Source organism: Porphyromonas uenonis DSM 23387 = JCM 13868 (assembly GCF_000482365.1).
GTDB classification, from domain to species: Bacteria; Bacteroidota; Bacteroidia; order Bacteroidales; family Porphyromonadaceae; genus Porphyromonas; species Porphyromonas uenonis.
On the sequence record NZ_AXVC01000025.1, the window covers coordinates 56,250 to 70,431 of the forward strand.

Sequence of the window (14,182 nt, forward strand, 5' to 3'; positions counted from 1 at the left end):
AGCTTCTGCTTGTTTGAGTTTATTCGTACCTTTGGGAGAATATCTCTCGGACTATCCCTATGAATAGACTCGATATGGCTCTGCTGACGACGGCTTTGCGCCGTCTTACGATGCGCTCCCGTGTGGGCTTCCTGTCCTATGGCAGGTGCGCGTGCCTCTCGCTCGTTGTGCTCCTGCTGGCTCTGCCTGCTGTGGCTCAGCTTGCGACGCCGATCCCCGCGACTATAGCGACGGATCTGAGCGAGCGTCACGCTACGCTACGTAATGGCCAGGGGGCTTACCCGCTACATGCGGTCTCCCGTACGGAACAGGCGAGTTCGTCGCGACAGCAAGAGGAGACGGCTTCATCGGGGCTACGACTCCTAGAGCTACCCGCCGTGGAGTACCGCCAGCTACCCGAGAGCCAGCTGTGGGGTGACTGGATCACGACTGCTTCGGGCGAGCGAGCTTGGCGAGGAGCCTTGCAGCTTGAGGAGGCGGGCTGGAATACGCTGTACTTTGGCGACTACCAGCTGAGCCGTGGCGATATGCTTATCATTGCAAATGAGGCGGGCGAGGTGCGAGGCGCTTTTACCGAGGCAAACAATGTCGCCTCCCATAGCCTTACGACCGCGCCACTCTACGGCGAGCGCTTGACCATATATTACTATCCTGCTTCTAGTCAAGGGGAGTCGCTCCCGTGGCGACTAGAGGGGATCACGACGGCGCTACTCTCTACCATCGGGGAGGAGCTACCGCTCCCAAACGGTAATCATAGCGGGGCTGGTGGCTCTCCGTGGTTTGTCGTTAAGGGGCTGGAGTGTGCAGAGGCTACGGTGCGACACCCAGAGGTGAGTCGCATCGCTCGTAGCGAACTCTTGCTGGTGGTGCGGGGTCACTCCTTTTCGTCAGGCACACTCATCAACAATAGTCGCCAAGATGGCGATGCGCTCGTCCTAACCGCAGCACACTGTCTCAACAACAGCTATAAGAATAGATCTCTCGACTATGTGCGTCAGAGTGCAGAGCAGACGGTCTTTTACTTCAACTACTTTAGCCCTACGGGTGACCCGCTCCTCAATGGTATCGAGGAGCAGACGCTAGCGGGTGCCGAGCTGGTCGCCTTCAATGAGGAGCACGATATGTGCCTGCTCCGCATCACAGGCGTTAAGCCCGATGTGCCACAGGGACAATGTGCTATACCGCCCAGCTACAGACCCTACTTCGCTGGGTGGAATGTGGAGCGTGACTTCCCTGTGCCTGTCATCGGCATACACCATCCGAAAGCCTCTGTACGTCGTTACAACAGAGCTGACGAGAAGCCTCCGCTAGAGAGCTACGACATGTCTACTGTGCCAGTCCGATGGGTCAATTCGCATCTACACATTAAGAAGTGGGATCTCGGGACGACAGCGGGTGGCTCCTCGGGGTCGGGACTCTTTGACAAGAATCATCACCTCATCGGGGCACTCACGGGAGGAAGCTCTTTTTGCAACTCTCCGTACAACGACTATTACTACGCTCTGAGCGAAGTCTTCACGGGCTACCCCGATGATAAGTGTCTGAAGCCTCACCTAGCTCCAACGAGTGACCAAACAATACTAGAGGGACTCAATCCTTTTGCTACAAATCCTCCTGTGCGCCTCTCGCATCAGCTCTACAGTCTGATGCGTGACAGCGTGCTGATACGCAGGGACGACGCCACGATCGGTGGAGTCGCAGTGCGCTACGACATTGACACCTCCGTGCAGTATCTAGGCTCTGTGCTGGTCCTAGGCGCTATGCAGGAGTGGACACCCGTGACGCTCGCTATATATGGCGACGAGGGTGGCAAGCCTGGCAAGAAGCTCTACGAGCAGACGTTGCCCAGGCCTTCGTATCTATTAGTAAATGATGCGGGACAAAGTCCGCAGCAACGAACACTCTCGGATGCTTTCCAAGCCTTCTTCCCAGCGAAAGAAGGGGAGCCCCTGAAGCTCTCCTCAGGCTCTTACTACATAGCTCTTGAAGGGCTTGCTGGAGAGCCCCTGTCGTTGCCTTTACTACTAAGCAAAGCCCAGCCACACGACACTCCCTATGCGTGGCATCTCGTCGGCTCTAACTGGGAGCCAGCACAGCTAGGCGGAGCGCCTTACCTGGGGCACTACTGGATAGATCCTATCGTGGCGGGACATCTCAAGGAGGGTGGGACATCCGATCTGAAGTCTACAGATACGCCTCGCGTCATCCTCGCTGGGGAGCGCTTATACCTGCTATTACCAGAGGCGTGGCTCGCAGGAGATGCTTCTGCAGAGCTAGAGCTCTTCGCAAGCACTGGGGAGCGCCTATTGTCGTATCCACTGACGATGTCTCACACATCGCTATCCCTTGCCGACTACGCCTTGCAGTCTGGCATTTACTTCGTCCGTCTTACAGGTGCCGGCCAGCGGTACAGCTGTAAGCTCATTTGCCCATAACCACTTAACTAGACAGTTTACTTACACACTTAATATATGCGTACAATATCCTCTACAGCCATCACAGACTTGGTGGAGAAGCTTTGCATAGAGGCTTGTGTCAACCTTTCGCCCGACATCGAGGCTGCCATGCAGCAGGGTGCCAAGCAGGATCGCTCGCCTTTAGCACGAAACGTACTGAACACGATCATCGAAAACGTCCACATAGCGCGCAGCGAACGTGCTCCCATGTGCCAAGATACGGGTATGACCGTCATCTTCGTCGATATGGGACAGGATCTGCACGTCGAGGGTGATCTGATCGAAGACGCCATCAACGAGGGCGTCCGCAGAGGCTACACCCACGGCTACCTGCGCAAGTCCGTCGTGAGCGATCCGATACATCGACACAACACTGGCGACAACACGCCAGCCGTCATCCACTACCGCATCGTGCCGGGAGATCAAATGCACATCACCGTAGCTCCCAAGGGCTTTGGCAGTGAAAACAAGAGCGCTCTCTCGATGCTCACGCCTAGCCAAGGTGTAGCAGGCATCAAGCAGTTTGTTCTCGACACCATCTCGCACGCTGGGGGCAATCCTTGTCCACCGATCATCGTCGGCATCGGCATCGGTGGTACGATGGAGCGGTCGGCTGAGCTAGCTAAGCGCGCTCTGCTACGTCCTATCGGTGAGCGTCATCCTGATCCTGCCGTGGCTGAGATCGAGGAGGAGCTACTCCAAGAGATCAATAAGATGGGCATCGGTCCAGCTGGCTTCGGTGGAGACACCACAGCCCTAGCCGTCGCTATCAATACGGGTGCGACACACATTGCTGGGCTGCCCGTAGCGGTCAATATCAGTTGCCACGCCACACGTCACGCTGAGGGTACACTATAATATATAGAGACATGGAAGAGAAGAAGATACTCAGAGCCCCCTTTACGACAGAGATGATTACTCCGCTCAGAGCGGGAGATATGTGCTACATCTCGGGGACTATATACACAGCACGTGACGCAGCGCATCTGCGTCTTGTCGAGATGCTCAAGCGAGGCGAGGAGATGCCCTTTGACTTTGAGGGGCAGGTCGTTTACTATGCGGGTCCTTGCCCAGCTAAGCCTGGACAGCCCATCGGCTCCGTCGGCCCCACCACGGGAGGACGTATGGATGCCTATTCGCCCACGCTCATAGCGCACGGCTTGCGTGTGATGATCGGCAAGGGCTTGCGTAGCCCCGAGGTCGTTGACGCGATCAAGCAATACAAGGGCGTTTACTTTGCCGCTATCGGTGGGGCAGCCGCTCTGATGGGCAAGTGTGTCAAGGAGGCTGAGGTGATCGCCTTCGACGACCTAGGGCCCGAGGCGATCCGCAAGCTACGTGTCGAGGAGCTCCCGGTCATCGTCGCCGTAGACTGTCTCGGAGGAGACGTCTACTCGCTCGGTCGCTCGCAGTACACCCGTCGCTAGCACCTAAGCTACGCCGCACGCTTAGTATGAGCCTGTCGAATGAGTGGAGCCTCTGCCCCTCATTCGGTAGGCTCATCGCATTTCGACTTGGGAGACCGTCAGGGCTGACGCATGATAAAAATGAGCTCGTTTCATTTCCTACCTAGGAAATCACCAAATTTCTACCTAGGAAATGGGCAAATTCTTCGGACTTATTTTTTGATTCCTCCGAAGTTTCATTTGATTCCTCCGAAGTTTCATTTGATTCCTCCGAAGTATTTTTGATTTCCTAGGTAGGAATTGGGGGAATTCCTAGGTAGCTATTTGGCAAATTCCTAGGTAGGAATTCCATTCTTCGAGAGGAAGGTGTAATCAGTGAGGTCCCGTAGCCACTCTGTAGTGATGTCCAAACCGTGTATTCCTGGTTATCGTCATGTGCAGCTCCTCGACGGCTGGTTATCATGCGTCAGCTCTGGGGAGAGCGATCTGCAGCGCACACGGTTTCGAAATTTATTGTACCTTTGCTTCCACAATCCAAAGGGGTGCTTGTGACTACGCTATCTTAGTTGCACGGTAGCAACCCGAGGAGGTATCATGCGGAAATAGCTCAGTTGGTAGAGCATCAGCTTCCCAAGCTGAGGGTCGCGAGTTCGAGCCTCGTTTTCCGCTCAAGGTAGATAAAACGATTAACAGAGCGGCACGTGTCGCTCTGTTTTTGTGTTTAGGGAGCCACCTTCGGCATTAAACATTTTACTAACTTAGCGGAGCAACAATCCCCAAAAACATGTGTAGAAGGAAAAGACAACAGAAGCACCTCTCCGCAAATACGATGTATAAAGGGTTCGTAAGACGTGGCGCTGTCGTGATCCCCGACACTATTGAAGAGGGGCCCGACTTGGCAGAGGTCAAGAGCGAGCTCCTAGAGCGTATGCGTGCTATACAGGCTGAGGACAAGAGAGCGGGCAAGAGTGAAGAGCTGTGGTATACGATACAAGGCGACAAAGATGGTATCTGGCATGGCTGTATGACTAAAAAGGGTGGTTACTATGAGAACAACAACGACCGCATACCGTGGTGGGCGTGGATACTTATGATACCTGGCTTTATATTGGCCCCCGTCTTTTGGTTTATCTATGATCTCATAAACCCGAACAAGCTCAAGCGAGACCGAGAGGCCTACTGGAAGAAGCGAGGCGACGGATCCACGCCCCCGACAGCTTAAATGCTACGAGGAGCAGGCGGCTCCCCTGCCTCTCGCATGAAAGCATTTCACTAACATAGCGGAGCAGTAATCCCCAAAAAAGATGTGTAGGAAGAAAAGACAACAGAAACTTCCCGAGCAAGAGAATACGATATATACCGGCTTTGTGCGCCGCGGAGCCACTGTCGTCAGTGCGACAGAGGTAAAGGGTGAGGATTTCGACGAGCTGAAGGCACAACTATTTCAGAAGATTCAAGAGCTACACCAGCCGGGAGAAGACATTTACTACACAATAGTAGGGGATAAGCAAGGGCAGTGGCACGGCCATATCGATAAGAAAGGAGACTACGAGGAGCTAAGCAACAGCACCCCACCGTGGTATCTGTGGATTATATTTTTCCCGATTGCTGCTATATCGTGGGTATACCTTACTATCTACTACTGGATATGCCCTAAGGCACTAGATCGAGATAGGAAGCAAATGGGTATAAACGATTAGCCCTGCACTCTGCCTATCTGAGGAGCGACTATCGAGAGGAAGCGAGCGTGTTGTCCTGCAATTGGAAAAGATAAGTCTATCTGCTTAGTACTAAGGGCTTGCCACATCTCGTCTTGTCTCCTGACACAGTGAGCTACAATGGTACGAAGGTGATTATCGTTATTGATAATTTCCGGAGTTGTTGTATCTTTGCTGTGCACTAGCTGGCATACATCTATGAATGTAACGACTGACGATGAAGCTTTGATAGAGTTGTATTTGAGAGGTAAGACCGCAGACAAGCGGTATAAGAAAGTCCCAGTACAAGCGATCAAAGGGTTCAAGAAGGCGGTGGATATAATGAAAGCAGTAAATCGGATCGAAGATCTCTTTCGGTTCAATGGATTGCGCTACGAGCGGTTGGTAGGAGATCGTAAGGGGCAAGAGTCAGTTCGGTGTAATGACACTTGGCGTCTGATCTTTAAGAGCTACCCTCAGGAGGGCAGTGTAGTTATCACAGAGATATGTCTAATTGAAATATCACATCACTATGGCTAAGTTTAGTTTGAATCAAGCCGTCCCCTTTGAGTCTACTCAAGTGGGAGAGGTAATCCGCGATGAGCTGGAGGCCCGTGATATGAAGCAGAGTGAGCTGTCGGATATTACGGGAATACAGCGCTCTATCTTGAATAATGTAATCAAAGGAAAGCGAGCCTTGACGCCAGAGATGGCTGTCCTGATAGAGGCTGCGCTAGACATACCCGCCTATGTGCTGATGAACATCCAAAGTCAGGATGGACTGAATAAAGCGAGAGCGAGTGAGCGGGTTGTCCTGCAACTGGAAAAGATAAGTCTATCTACCCTTTAGTCTCAAGAGCTATAGCTCTAGTTGAGACTGCAACGAGTGTAGCGGTCTGAGAGAAGCCATTTATAGTCACGTTTGGGGGCTTTTGAGGGTCGGAAGGGAGGACTTTTTCGGACAATCGGAGGGGTATCTGTTTGTCAGTAGTATATTTTAGCGTAACTTTGTGGCAATCTAGACTACGTGAAATAATAACGATATATCAAATATACTCATGCAGAACAAAGGATTTGTGATCCTCTTCGCCGCTCTACTGACGATCATCTGCGCTTTCTACATCTCCTTTACCCCCGTGGTAAGGCACTACGATCAGAAGGCGCTGGCGATGACCGCAGCTGGCGAGGATGGCAAAGCGTATCTCGACTCAATGGCCAACGAGAAGGTGTGGTTTGGCTACACGCTCAAGAAAGCCCGCAACCAGCAGATAGGCCTCGGACTAGACCTCAAGGGCGGTATGAACGTCGTCCTCAAGGTCAACGGACGTGACCTCCTGCGCAACCTCTCAGGACATAACCAGTCGCCAGCTTTCATCGAGGCTATCGATAGAGCTGCTAAGGAGGGCGCTAATGACTTCGTCGGGACTTTCGTCAAGGCTTACAAAGAGCTCGAGCCCTCGGGGTCGCTCGCTGTCATCTTTAGCAATGGTCCCCTCCGTGATGTCATCTCGCCTAAGTCGAGCGACCAGGAGGTCATCAAGGTGCTTCAGGAGAAGTACAGCAGTGCTATCGATGCTGCTATCAACGTCCTCAAGACTCGTATCGACCGCTTTGGTGTCGTCGCTCCAAACGTACAGCGCATCGAGGGGCAGGGACGTATCCTAGTCGAGCTACCAGGTGTCACCGAGCCTCAGCGTGTTCGTGAGCTACTGCAGCGCAGTGCGAACCTACAGTTCTGGCGCACCTATACCTATGATGAGATCGCTAGCGACCTCGTTGACGCTAACAATCGTCTCACCGCTATGGCGAACGGCAAGGACCTAACGCCTGCTGACACGACTACTACGGCGGCTGACTCGACAGCTACGGCAGCTGACTCGACAGCTGTACAGAAGCCCGCCACAGGAGGTGTAGAGGATGTACTCTTTAGCAAGCTCAACGTCACCAATCGTGGTACCATCGTTGGCTACGCTCGTCGTGCTGATCTAGACAAGATCGATGAGATGCTCGAGGAGGCTCAGAAGCAAAAGATGATCCGTGAGGATCTGATGCTCCTCTGGGGCAACTCGCCTATCAAGGATCCACAGACAGGCAAGGAGACAGACATCTACGAGCTATACGCTATCCGTGGTAACCGCAATGCGCTCCCCGATCTAGGCGGTGAGGTGGTCACCACTGCACGTAGTGAGGTGCGTAACGACCTCGGTCAGAACCGTCCCGTCGTCACCATGACTATGAACGATGAGGGTGCCCGCAAGTGGGCTCGCCTGACGGGTGATAACATTGGTCGAAACATCGCTATCGTCCTCGATGGTGTCGTCTACTCTGCGCCTAATGTCAATTCGGAGATTACAGGCGGACGCTCTGAGATCTCGGGTAACTTTACTGTTGACGAGACGACCGACCTTGCCAACGTCCTCAACTCTGGACGTATGGAGGCTTCTGTCGAGATCGAGCAGGAGAGTGTCGTCGGACCGACCCTCGGTAGCGAGTCTATCCAGGCTGGTATCATCTCCTTTGCAATAGCCATCATCCTACTGATGATCTACATGTGCCTCGCTTACGGCCTTATCCCAGGTCTCATCGCCGATGGCGCTCTGATCCTCAACAGCTTCTTCACGCTCGGTGTCTTAGCCTCTTTCCACAGTGTCTTGACCTTGTCCGGTATTGCGGGACTTGTGCTGACGCTCGGTATGGCGGTGGATGCAAACATTCTGATCTTCGAGCGTATCAAGGAGGAGCTACGCGCTGGCAAGTCTATGACTCGTGCTATCCAGGACGGTTATGGCAACGCCTTCTCAGCAATCTTTGACTCCAACCTCACGACCGTCATCACGGGTGGTGTGCTCTATGCCTTTGGTACTGGACCTATCCGTGGCTTCGCTACGACGCTCATCATCGGTGTCATCGCTTCCTTTATCACCGCCGTCTTCCTAACGCGTATCGTCGTTGAGGCGCTTGATAAGAAGGGTCGCATGGACAAGGTTACTTATACGACCATCCTCACGCGCAACCTGCTAAATAACCCAAGCTACCGAATCCTCGAGAACCGCAACAAGGGCTTTATCATCTTTGGCTCTATCCTAGTGCTCGGACTCATCGGCTCGTTCGTATGGGGTCTCAACAGAGGTATCGAGTTCTCCGGCGGTCGCAACTATATCGTCGCCTTCGAGCAACCCGTCTCTTCGGCTGAGGTGCGTGAGGCTCTCACGAAGCCTCTAGAGGAGCATGTCCTTGTCACCTCTATCGGTACGGAGGGCAACCAGGTTCGTATCTCGACCAACTACGGTATCGGCATGACCCAGGAGAGCGAAGACGAGGAGCTACTCGTCATCGGTAAGGTCTTCGAGGGAGTCCAGAAGTTCCTTCCACAGGGTACGACCCAGCAGCAGTTTGTCGACAACTATGTCGTCAGCTCACAGCGTGTTAGCCCGAGTATGTCTAAGGACATCTCTCGTCAGGCTATCATAGCGGTCGTCCTCTCCCTGATCTTCATGGGACTATACATCTTGCTCCGCTTCCGCAACTGGGCCTTCTCGCTAGGAGCCTTTGCCTCTGTGGCTACCACCACACTACTTATCGTGGCGAGCTACATACTCCTCTGGCAGATCATGCCCTTTACGATGGAGCTGGATCAGAACTTTATCGCAGCGCTGCTGGCGATCATCGGATACTCGATCAACGACGTGGTCGTCGTCTTCGACCGTGTCCGTGAGACGCTACACAACTATCCGAACCGTGAGGAGAAGCTTGTGATGAATGAGGCACTCAATAGTACGCTAGCTCGTACGGTGCAGACCTCCTTCTCAACCTTCCTAGTGGTCTTCATCATCTTCCTACTCGGTGGAGCCTCTATGCGTAGCTTTACCTTTGCGCTACTCATCGGTATCGTCTACGGTATCTTCTGTACGCTCTTCGTCGCATCGCCTATCGCTTACCTAGTACGCAATAAGCAGCAACGTAAGAAGCTCGCAGCAGCTAAGAAGTAAGCACACCTACTTGCTCTCTACTCAGAGCAGAGTAAAAATAAAGTCGGAGCCTATTCACCAAAGTGTGGATAGGCTCCTGTTTGTTGAGGCGCTAGGGCAGGGGAACACTGCAGTTGCCGAGAAGCTAGGCTCCTCCGCCTAGAAATGCCAACCACTCTACTCTCTAACCTCTAATCTCTAACTTCTCCCCTCTAATCTCTAACATCTAACCTCTAAATTCGTACCTTTGCGGTATATCTAAGATACTTATCCTCTTATGACCTCAAAAGATTCAGTTCAGAAGCTCTCTATCGCCCAGTCGGTAGCTCATCGACTGCTCGCTATACAGGCTGTCGAGCTTCGTCCAGACGCGCCCTTTACTTGGGCTTCTGGTTGGCTTAGCCCCATCTATTGTGACAACCGCAAGACGCTCTCCTATCCCGAGCATCGTAGCTACATCAAGCAAGCCTTTGCCCTCCAGGTGAGCGACCTCTATCCCGAGGCTGAGGTGGTGGCTGGCGTTGCCACGGGGGCTATCTCGTGGGGAGCTTTGGTGGCAGACGAGCTGGGACTGCCCTTCGTCTATGTACGCTCCTCCGCAAAGGATCATGGCAAGCAAAACCTCATCGAGGGCTATCTACCCGAGGGAGCTCGTGTCGTAGTCATCGAGGATCTGATCTCTACGGGTGGCAGTAGTATGAAGGCTGTCGAAGCGCTGCAAGCAGCCGGCGCACAGGTCGAGGGACTCATGGCGGTCTATACGCACGGCTTTGCCGAGGCCGAGGAGCTCTTCGCCAAGGCAGGCGTAGAGATGCGCACTCTGACCGACTATAACGAAGTCATTCGCCAGGCCGTCTCTGCCGGTTACGTCTCTGAGAGCGATCTTGAGATGCTCGCTCAGTGGCGACAGAACCCGAGCCAGTGGGGTCGCTAGCATTACCACACATTAGCTTATACGAGCACTCCTATGACGATACAAAGTCAACCCGTCGCCTCTACTTATAGTTGTGAGGCGATCTATCGTAAGATCAGCGACCTGACTAATCTAGAGGAGCTACATCAGCTGCTAGAGGAAAAGCAGGTCAAGGTCTCCTCGCTCAGTAGCGACCGCTGCGAAATACAAGCGCAGGTGATGAAGTTCTCGGCCGACCTCGCGCTCGTCGTCTCCGAGCGTATCCCCACTGAGGAGGTGCGCTATCAGATCGAGCACGACATGCTCCCCGCTACGGTCTCCATACGGCTCACCCCGCAGGAGAGCGAGGGTAGCACCTTGGTCGTCTCTATGGAGGCAAAGGTCAACCCCTTTATCGCTGGCATGGTACAGCCTCGCCTAGAGGAGGCGGTCCAGTACATCGCCAATATGCTGGGGCAGATACGCTACGACGCATAGTCCAAAGCTAGAACGTAGACAAGGATGAAGGGTGCCCGCATCATGCTTTTATCGCTCATGACGCTCCTACTGCTGGGGTGTCAAGGCGAGGTGCAGTACGCCACGCCCCTGCGTCCAGTGCACTATGAGTTATACTTCGCCACTAATGGACGAGCGCTCATAGCCCCTGCGGGTTATATGCGCATCACCAAGCCCTTGACAGCAACCTCAGCCGTCGGCTTCGGAGGCATCTTGGTCATTCACGGCTTCGCTGGGAGTGGCACGGACGATTACTACTACGCTTACGACCTTGCCTGTCCTAAGGAGCTGGACCCGATGAACTCTCTGATGGTCAATGATAAGCTCGAGGCGGTCTGCCCTAAGTGTCACAGCCGCTTTAGCATCGTCTATGGCGGAGGCACGCCAGTCCAAGGGCCTGCGCAGAGTCCGCTCTTGCCTTACCGTGTATTACCCATCGATGGGGGACTATTGATTACAACGCCTGAGCTATGAATAAGCTAGTCCGACACGCACTCTGCCTCCTCTGCCTGTGGAGCCTCCTAGCGACAGCCGTCAGGGCGCAGTCGCGCTACGACTACGACATGCCGCTACCCGCCTTCGACAAAGATCCCCACGAGCTCCTCTACCGTGGCAAGACGCTCCACAGCTTTCTGATCAATCCCTACACGGGGGCGCTCTATGAGTCACGTCCCGACACGCTGAGCACGCTCTTTCACGATCAGGTGAAAGCGGAGAGCCGCTCCATCGTGATGGCTTACCTCGGCAACTTGAGGTCTCCGTGGATTGACATGGACTACTTCAACCGCTTGCGCCCGCAGCACCGCTTCCTCTTCGATCAGACGCTCTCGGGCTTCGTATGGGATGAGTCTAATAAGCTTTTCTACCGTACGAAGACTCCTTTTTCCAAGCTCTTTTATCAGCGCAATGGAGATGCACAGAGACGGGAAGAGCAGTTTGACGGAACGATAGCGTTCAACCTCAGCAAGCGCCTAGCGATGGGTGCCGACTTTAACTACACCTACTCTCCTGGCTACTACATAGGCAACCGCACGAAGAGCTGCGACTACCGTCTCTTTGCTGCGCTGACTCTGGATCGCTACGAGGCGTATCTCTCGGGCGGGGGCAACTTCGCACGCATTACCGAGAATGGCGGTATCATGGAGGATGGTTATATCAACGACCCGACACGGGGCAACTCTGGCCGGCGTACGCTGAAGAGCCACGAGATACCCGTTCGTCAGGCGGAGCGTGTCTGGAACGGTATCGACGATGCCCACTTCTTCCTCTCGCATCGCTACAACTTTGGCTCCTATCGTCCGCGCAGTGCTAGTGACACGCTGACGATCTTTGGCGAGCGTCGCACCGATGCCGACACAACGCGCTTCGTGCCAATAGCCAGTGTGGGGCATATCTTGAGCTTCAGGCAGGGCGTGCATCAATATGTGAACCGCAACCAAGCTACCTGGGAGCACTACCCCAACCACTACGCCTATATGCACAAAGGCCCCTCGGGGGCGCTCGACTCGCTCTACGTCTTGCCCGAAGATAGTACACGACGGTGGCAGCTGGACAATAGCTTCGTCCTCTCGCTCCGTGAGGGTTTCAGATCATGGGTTAAGTTTGGCCTAGAGGCGTATGTGCGGCTGGAAAACAAATACTACTACACCCCCGACTCGCTCTATCGGGAGCGAGCTGGGCACAGCACCATGGATGTCGTCGTGGGCGGACGTATAGCGCGTACCTCGGGACACTTGCTCAACTTCGATGCGCAGCTCGAGAGTACCCTCCTAGGCGAAAACATCGGATCCATACTGGCGCAAGGCGGTATCAGCACGTCGTTTCGTCTCTGGAGCTTCCCCGTGGGGTTGCGTGCGTGGGGCAACTTTGAGAACCGCCGTCCGGACTACTTTATACGGCACTTCCACGGCACCTTCCACCGCTGGGACGTGGACTTCGGCTATGAGCGCCGGCTAGCCTTCGGAGGGCGACTCACGCTCGACAAGCTGGGCACCTCGCTAAGCGTCGAGACAGCTACGCTGCAGAACCAGCTCTACTGGACTTCGCAAGGGATCGTCCAGCAATGCGCCGACCCGATACAGATCCTCTCGGCAAGACTGCTGCATGGCTATAAGTGGGGTTGGCTCGCCTGGAGACTGCAAGCCCTCTACCAGCTCTCCACACGTCAGGAGGTGATGCCTCTGCCGACGCTGAGCCTATATGGGTCGCTCTACACAGACTTCTTCTACGCTCGTGTCCTGCGCATCATGCTCGGCGTAGACTGTCGCTGGCACACGCTATACTATGCACCTTACTACGAGCCAGCGGTCATGCAGTTTGTCAATCAGACGGAGACGAAGTATGGCAACTTCCCCCATCTAAACGCTTTCGTCAGCTTTCAGCTCAAGCGGGCTCGCTTCTTTGTCGAGTACTACAACCTCGGCGACCTCTTTATCTCACCCTCGGAGCGCTTCTCCGCGGCGCACTACCCGATCAATCCGCCCGTCATCCGCCTCGGCATCTCCCTCGACTTAAATAAGTAGTACGCTGGGTGCGTCCGTCCCCGAATCAGCCGTAATGTATAACGGACTGACGGGTAACGATTTGTAGGGACGCACGGTCGTGCGTCCGTTGTGTCAAAGCGAGACGTGTAGTCCTCATTGACGTGTAGCCCTTTGTAGGGACGCACGATCTGTGCGTCCGTCCCCGTTAAAATCACGACGCTGTAACCTTTGACACAACGGACGCACGACCGTGCGTCCCTACAAAGGGCTACACATCTCGGATTGATACTGTAACAAGCTTGCTATCGTGCTCTCTTTCTAGTACATACGAGTTCCAAAATTGGTTCCGTCTTTGGAACTTTTTAGTTCCAAGAGAGGAACTTTCGAGTTCTAAGGGAGGAACTATTAGGGGGAAGGGCATTAGGAAGAGGATTGTGGGTAAGTAAATGGAAATGAGAGGGATTTGCAGTGTTTCTCCATGTTCTACGCAGAGGGTAAAAGTGCAGAAAGCGTGGATTTGTGCAGAAGTTCCGTTACCAAATCGTTAGCCCATTCTCCGAATGGTAACGAAGAGGTAGGAGCAGGTAACTGACGGAAGAGTATTCGGTAAGTGAACTCTCTGCAACTCCGGTGCTGCTGCTCTGATATACAACGCTTTGCATAGCTGAGAACGCTTCGGTAACGGGTAACTTTGCCCATAAAAACAGAAGCGTATGCAAACAGACAAAATGAAGGTGTTGCTCTACCTCAAAAAGAGCGGATTG

Annotated in this window: 12 protein-coding genes and 1 tRNA gene; all 13 read left to right on the forward strand. The window is 53.9% G+C overall.

All coding sequences use genetic code 11. The features are described 5' to 3' along the window. The first annotated feature begins 59 nt into the window (after positions 1-59). The gene (locus tag L215_RS0102365) at positions 60-2,435 is read left to right on the forward strand and encodes a trypsin-like peptidase domain-containing protein (RefSeq protein WP_025883908.1); all 2,376 of its coding nucleotides are present in this window, start codon (positions 60-62) and stop codon (positions 2,433-2,435) included. 36 nt (positions 2,436-2,471) lie between these two features. Beyond that, entirely contained in the window at positions 2,472-3,314 is an 843-nt protein-coding gene (locus L215_RS0102370) for a fumarate hydratase (RefSeq protein WP_007364869.1), read from the forward strand. Positions 3,315-3,325: 11 nt separating this feature from the next. After that, positions 3,326-3,883 carry a Fe-S-containing hydro-lyase gene (locus tag L215_RS0102375; RefSeq protein ID WP_025883904.1) on the forward strand — a complete coding sequence of 186 codons (558 nt, stop codon included), beginning with the start codon at positions 3,326-3,328 and terminating at the stop codon, positions 3,881-3,883. Positions 3,884-4,458: 575 nt separating this feature from the next. Continuing rightward, positions 4,459-4,531 (forward strand) — tRNA-Gly (locus L215_RS0102380). A gap of 160 nt (positions 4,532-4,691) precedes the next feature. Then, a complete protein-coding gene (locus L215_RS0102385) occupies positions 4,692-5,084 on the forward strand; it encodes an SIMPL domain-containing protein (protein WP_027451284.1) in 393 nt (130 codons plus the stop codon). Between the two features lie 82 nt (positions 5,085-5,166). Continuing rightward, the gene (locus L215_RS0102390; protein WP_025883902.1) at positions 5,167-5,562 is read left to right on the forward strand and encodes a hypothetical protein; all 396 of its coding nucleotides are present in this window, start codon (positions 5,167-5,169) and stop codon (positions 5,560-5,562) included. A gap of 216 nt (positions 5,563-5,778) precedes the next feature. Then, positions 5,779-6,099 (forward strand): type II toxin-antitoxin system RelE/ParE family toxin, encoded by a 321-nt coding sequence (locus L215_RS0102395; protein WP_007364970.1) that lies wholly within the window; start codon positions 5,779-5,781, stop codon positions 6,097-6,099. Beyond that, on the forward strand, positions 6,092-6,409 hold the full coding sequence (locus L215_RS0102400) for a helix-turn-helix transcriptional regulator (protein WP_007364985.1): 318 nt from the start codon (positions 6,092-6,094) through the stop codon (positions 6,407-6,409). The genes L215_RS0102395 and L215_RS0102400 overlap by 8 nt, the downstream gene beginning before the upstream one ends. A 208-nt stretch (positions 6,410-6,617) precedes the next feature. Next, positions 6,618-9,548, forward strand: a complete 2,931-nt coding sequence (secDF, locus tag L215_RS0102405) for a protein translocase subunit SecDF (RefSeq protein ID WP_025883901.1) — start codon at positions 6,618-6,620, stop codon at positions 9,546-9,548. A gap of 256 nt (positions 9,549-9,804) precedes the next feature. Then, positions 9,805-10,461 (forward strand): orotate phosphoribosyltransferase, encoded by a 657-nt coding sequence (gene pyrE, locus L215_RS0102410; protein WP_007364977.1) that lies wholly within the window; start codon positions 9,805-9,807, stop codon positions 10,459-10,461. A gap of 33 nt (positions 10,462-10,494) precedes the next feature. Beyond that, complete coding sequence (locus L215_RS0102415; RefSeq protein WP_025883899.1) at positions 10,495-10,917, forward strand: SRPBCC family protein; 423 nt, start codon at positions 10,495-10,497, stop codon at positions 10,915-10,917. A gap of 24 nt (positions 10,918-10,941) precedes the next feature. Beyond that, positions 10,942-11,409 (forward strand): Rieske (2Fe-2S) protein, encoded by a 468-nt coding sequence (locus tag L215_RS0102420; protein WP_025883898.1) that lies wholly within the window; start codon positions 10,942-10,944, stop codon positions 11,407-11,409. Beyond that, positions 11,406-13,457 carry a putative porin gene (locus tag L215_RS0102425; protein ID WP_025883896.1) on the forward strand — a complete coding sequence of 684 codons (2,052 nt, stop codon included), beginning with the start codon at positions 11,406-11,408 and terminating at the stop codon, positions 13,455-13,457. The genes L215_RS0102420 and L215_RS0102425 overlap by 4 nt, the downstream gene beginning before the upstream one ends. The last annotated feature ends 725 nt before the right edge of the window (positions 13,458-14,182 follow it).

What these genes read in the sequence shown, in the direction of transcription:
- L215_RS0102365 (WP_025883908.1), top strand. Translation starts at nt 60, where the DNA reads ATGAATAGACTCGATATGGCTCTGCTGACGACGGCTTTGCGCCGTCTT.
- L215_RS0102390 (WP_025883902.1), top strand. Translation starts at nt 5,167, where the DNA reads ATGTGTAGGAAGAAAAGACAACAGAAACTTCCCGAGCAAGAGAATACG.
- L215_RS0102415 (WP_025883899.1), top strand. Translation starts at nt 10,495, where the DNA reads ATGACGATACAAAGTCAACCCGTCGCCTCTACTTATAGTTGTGAGGCG.
- pyrE (WP_007364977.1), top strand. Translation starts at nt 9,805, where the DNA reads ATGACCTCAAAAGATTCAGTTCAGAAGCTCTCTATCGCCCAGTCGGTA.
- L215_RS0102385 (WP_027451284.1), top strand. Translation starts at nt 4,692, where the DNA reads ATGTATAAAGGGTTCGTAAGACGTGGCGCTGTCGTGATCCCCGACACT.
- L215_RS0102375 (WP_025883904.1), top strand. Translation starts at nt 3,326, where the DNA reads ATGGAAGAGAAGAAGATACTCAGAGCCCCCTTTACGACAGAGATGATT.
- secDF (WP_025883901.1), top strand. Translation starts at nt 6,618, where the DNA reads ATGCAGAACAAAGGATTTGTGATCCTCTTCGCCGCTCTACTGACGATC.
- L215_RS0102395 (WP_007364970.1), top strand. Translation starts at nt 5,779, where the DNA reads ATGAATGTAACGACTGACGATGAAGCTTTGATAGAGTTGTATTTGAGA.
- L215_RS0102370 (WP_007364869.1), top strand. Translation starts at nt 2,472, where the DNA reads ATGCGTACAATATCCTCTACAGCCATCACAGACTTGGTGGAGAAGCTT.
- L215_RS0102425 (WP_025883896.1), top strand. Translation starts at nt 11,406, where the DNA reads ATGAATAAGCTAGTCCGACACGCACTCTGCCTCCTCTGCCTGTGGAGC.
- L215_RS0102420 (WP_025883898.1), top strand. Translation starts at nt 10,942, where the DNA reads ATGAAGGGTGCCCGCATCATGCTTTTATCGCTCATGACGCTCCTACTG.
- L215_RS0102400 (WP_007364985.1), top strand. Translation starts at nt 6,092, where the DNA reads ATGGCTAAGTTTAGTTTGAATCAAGCCGTCCCCTTTGAGTCTACTCAA.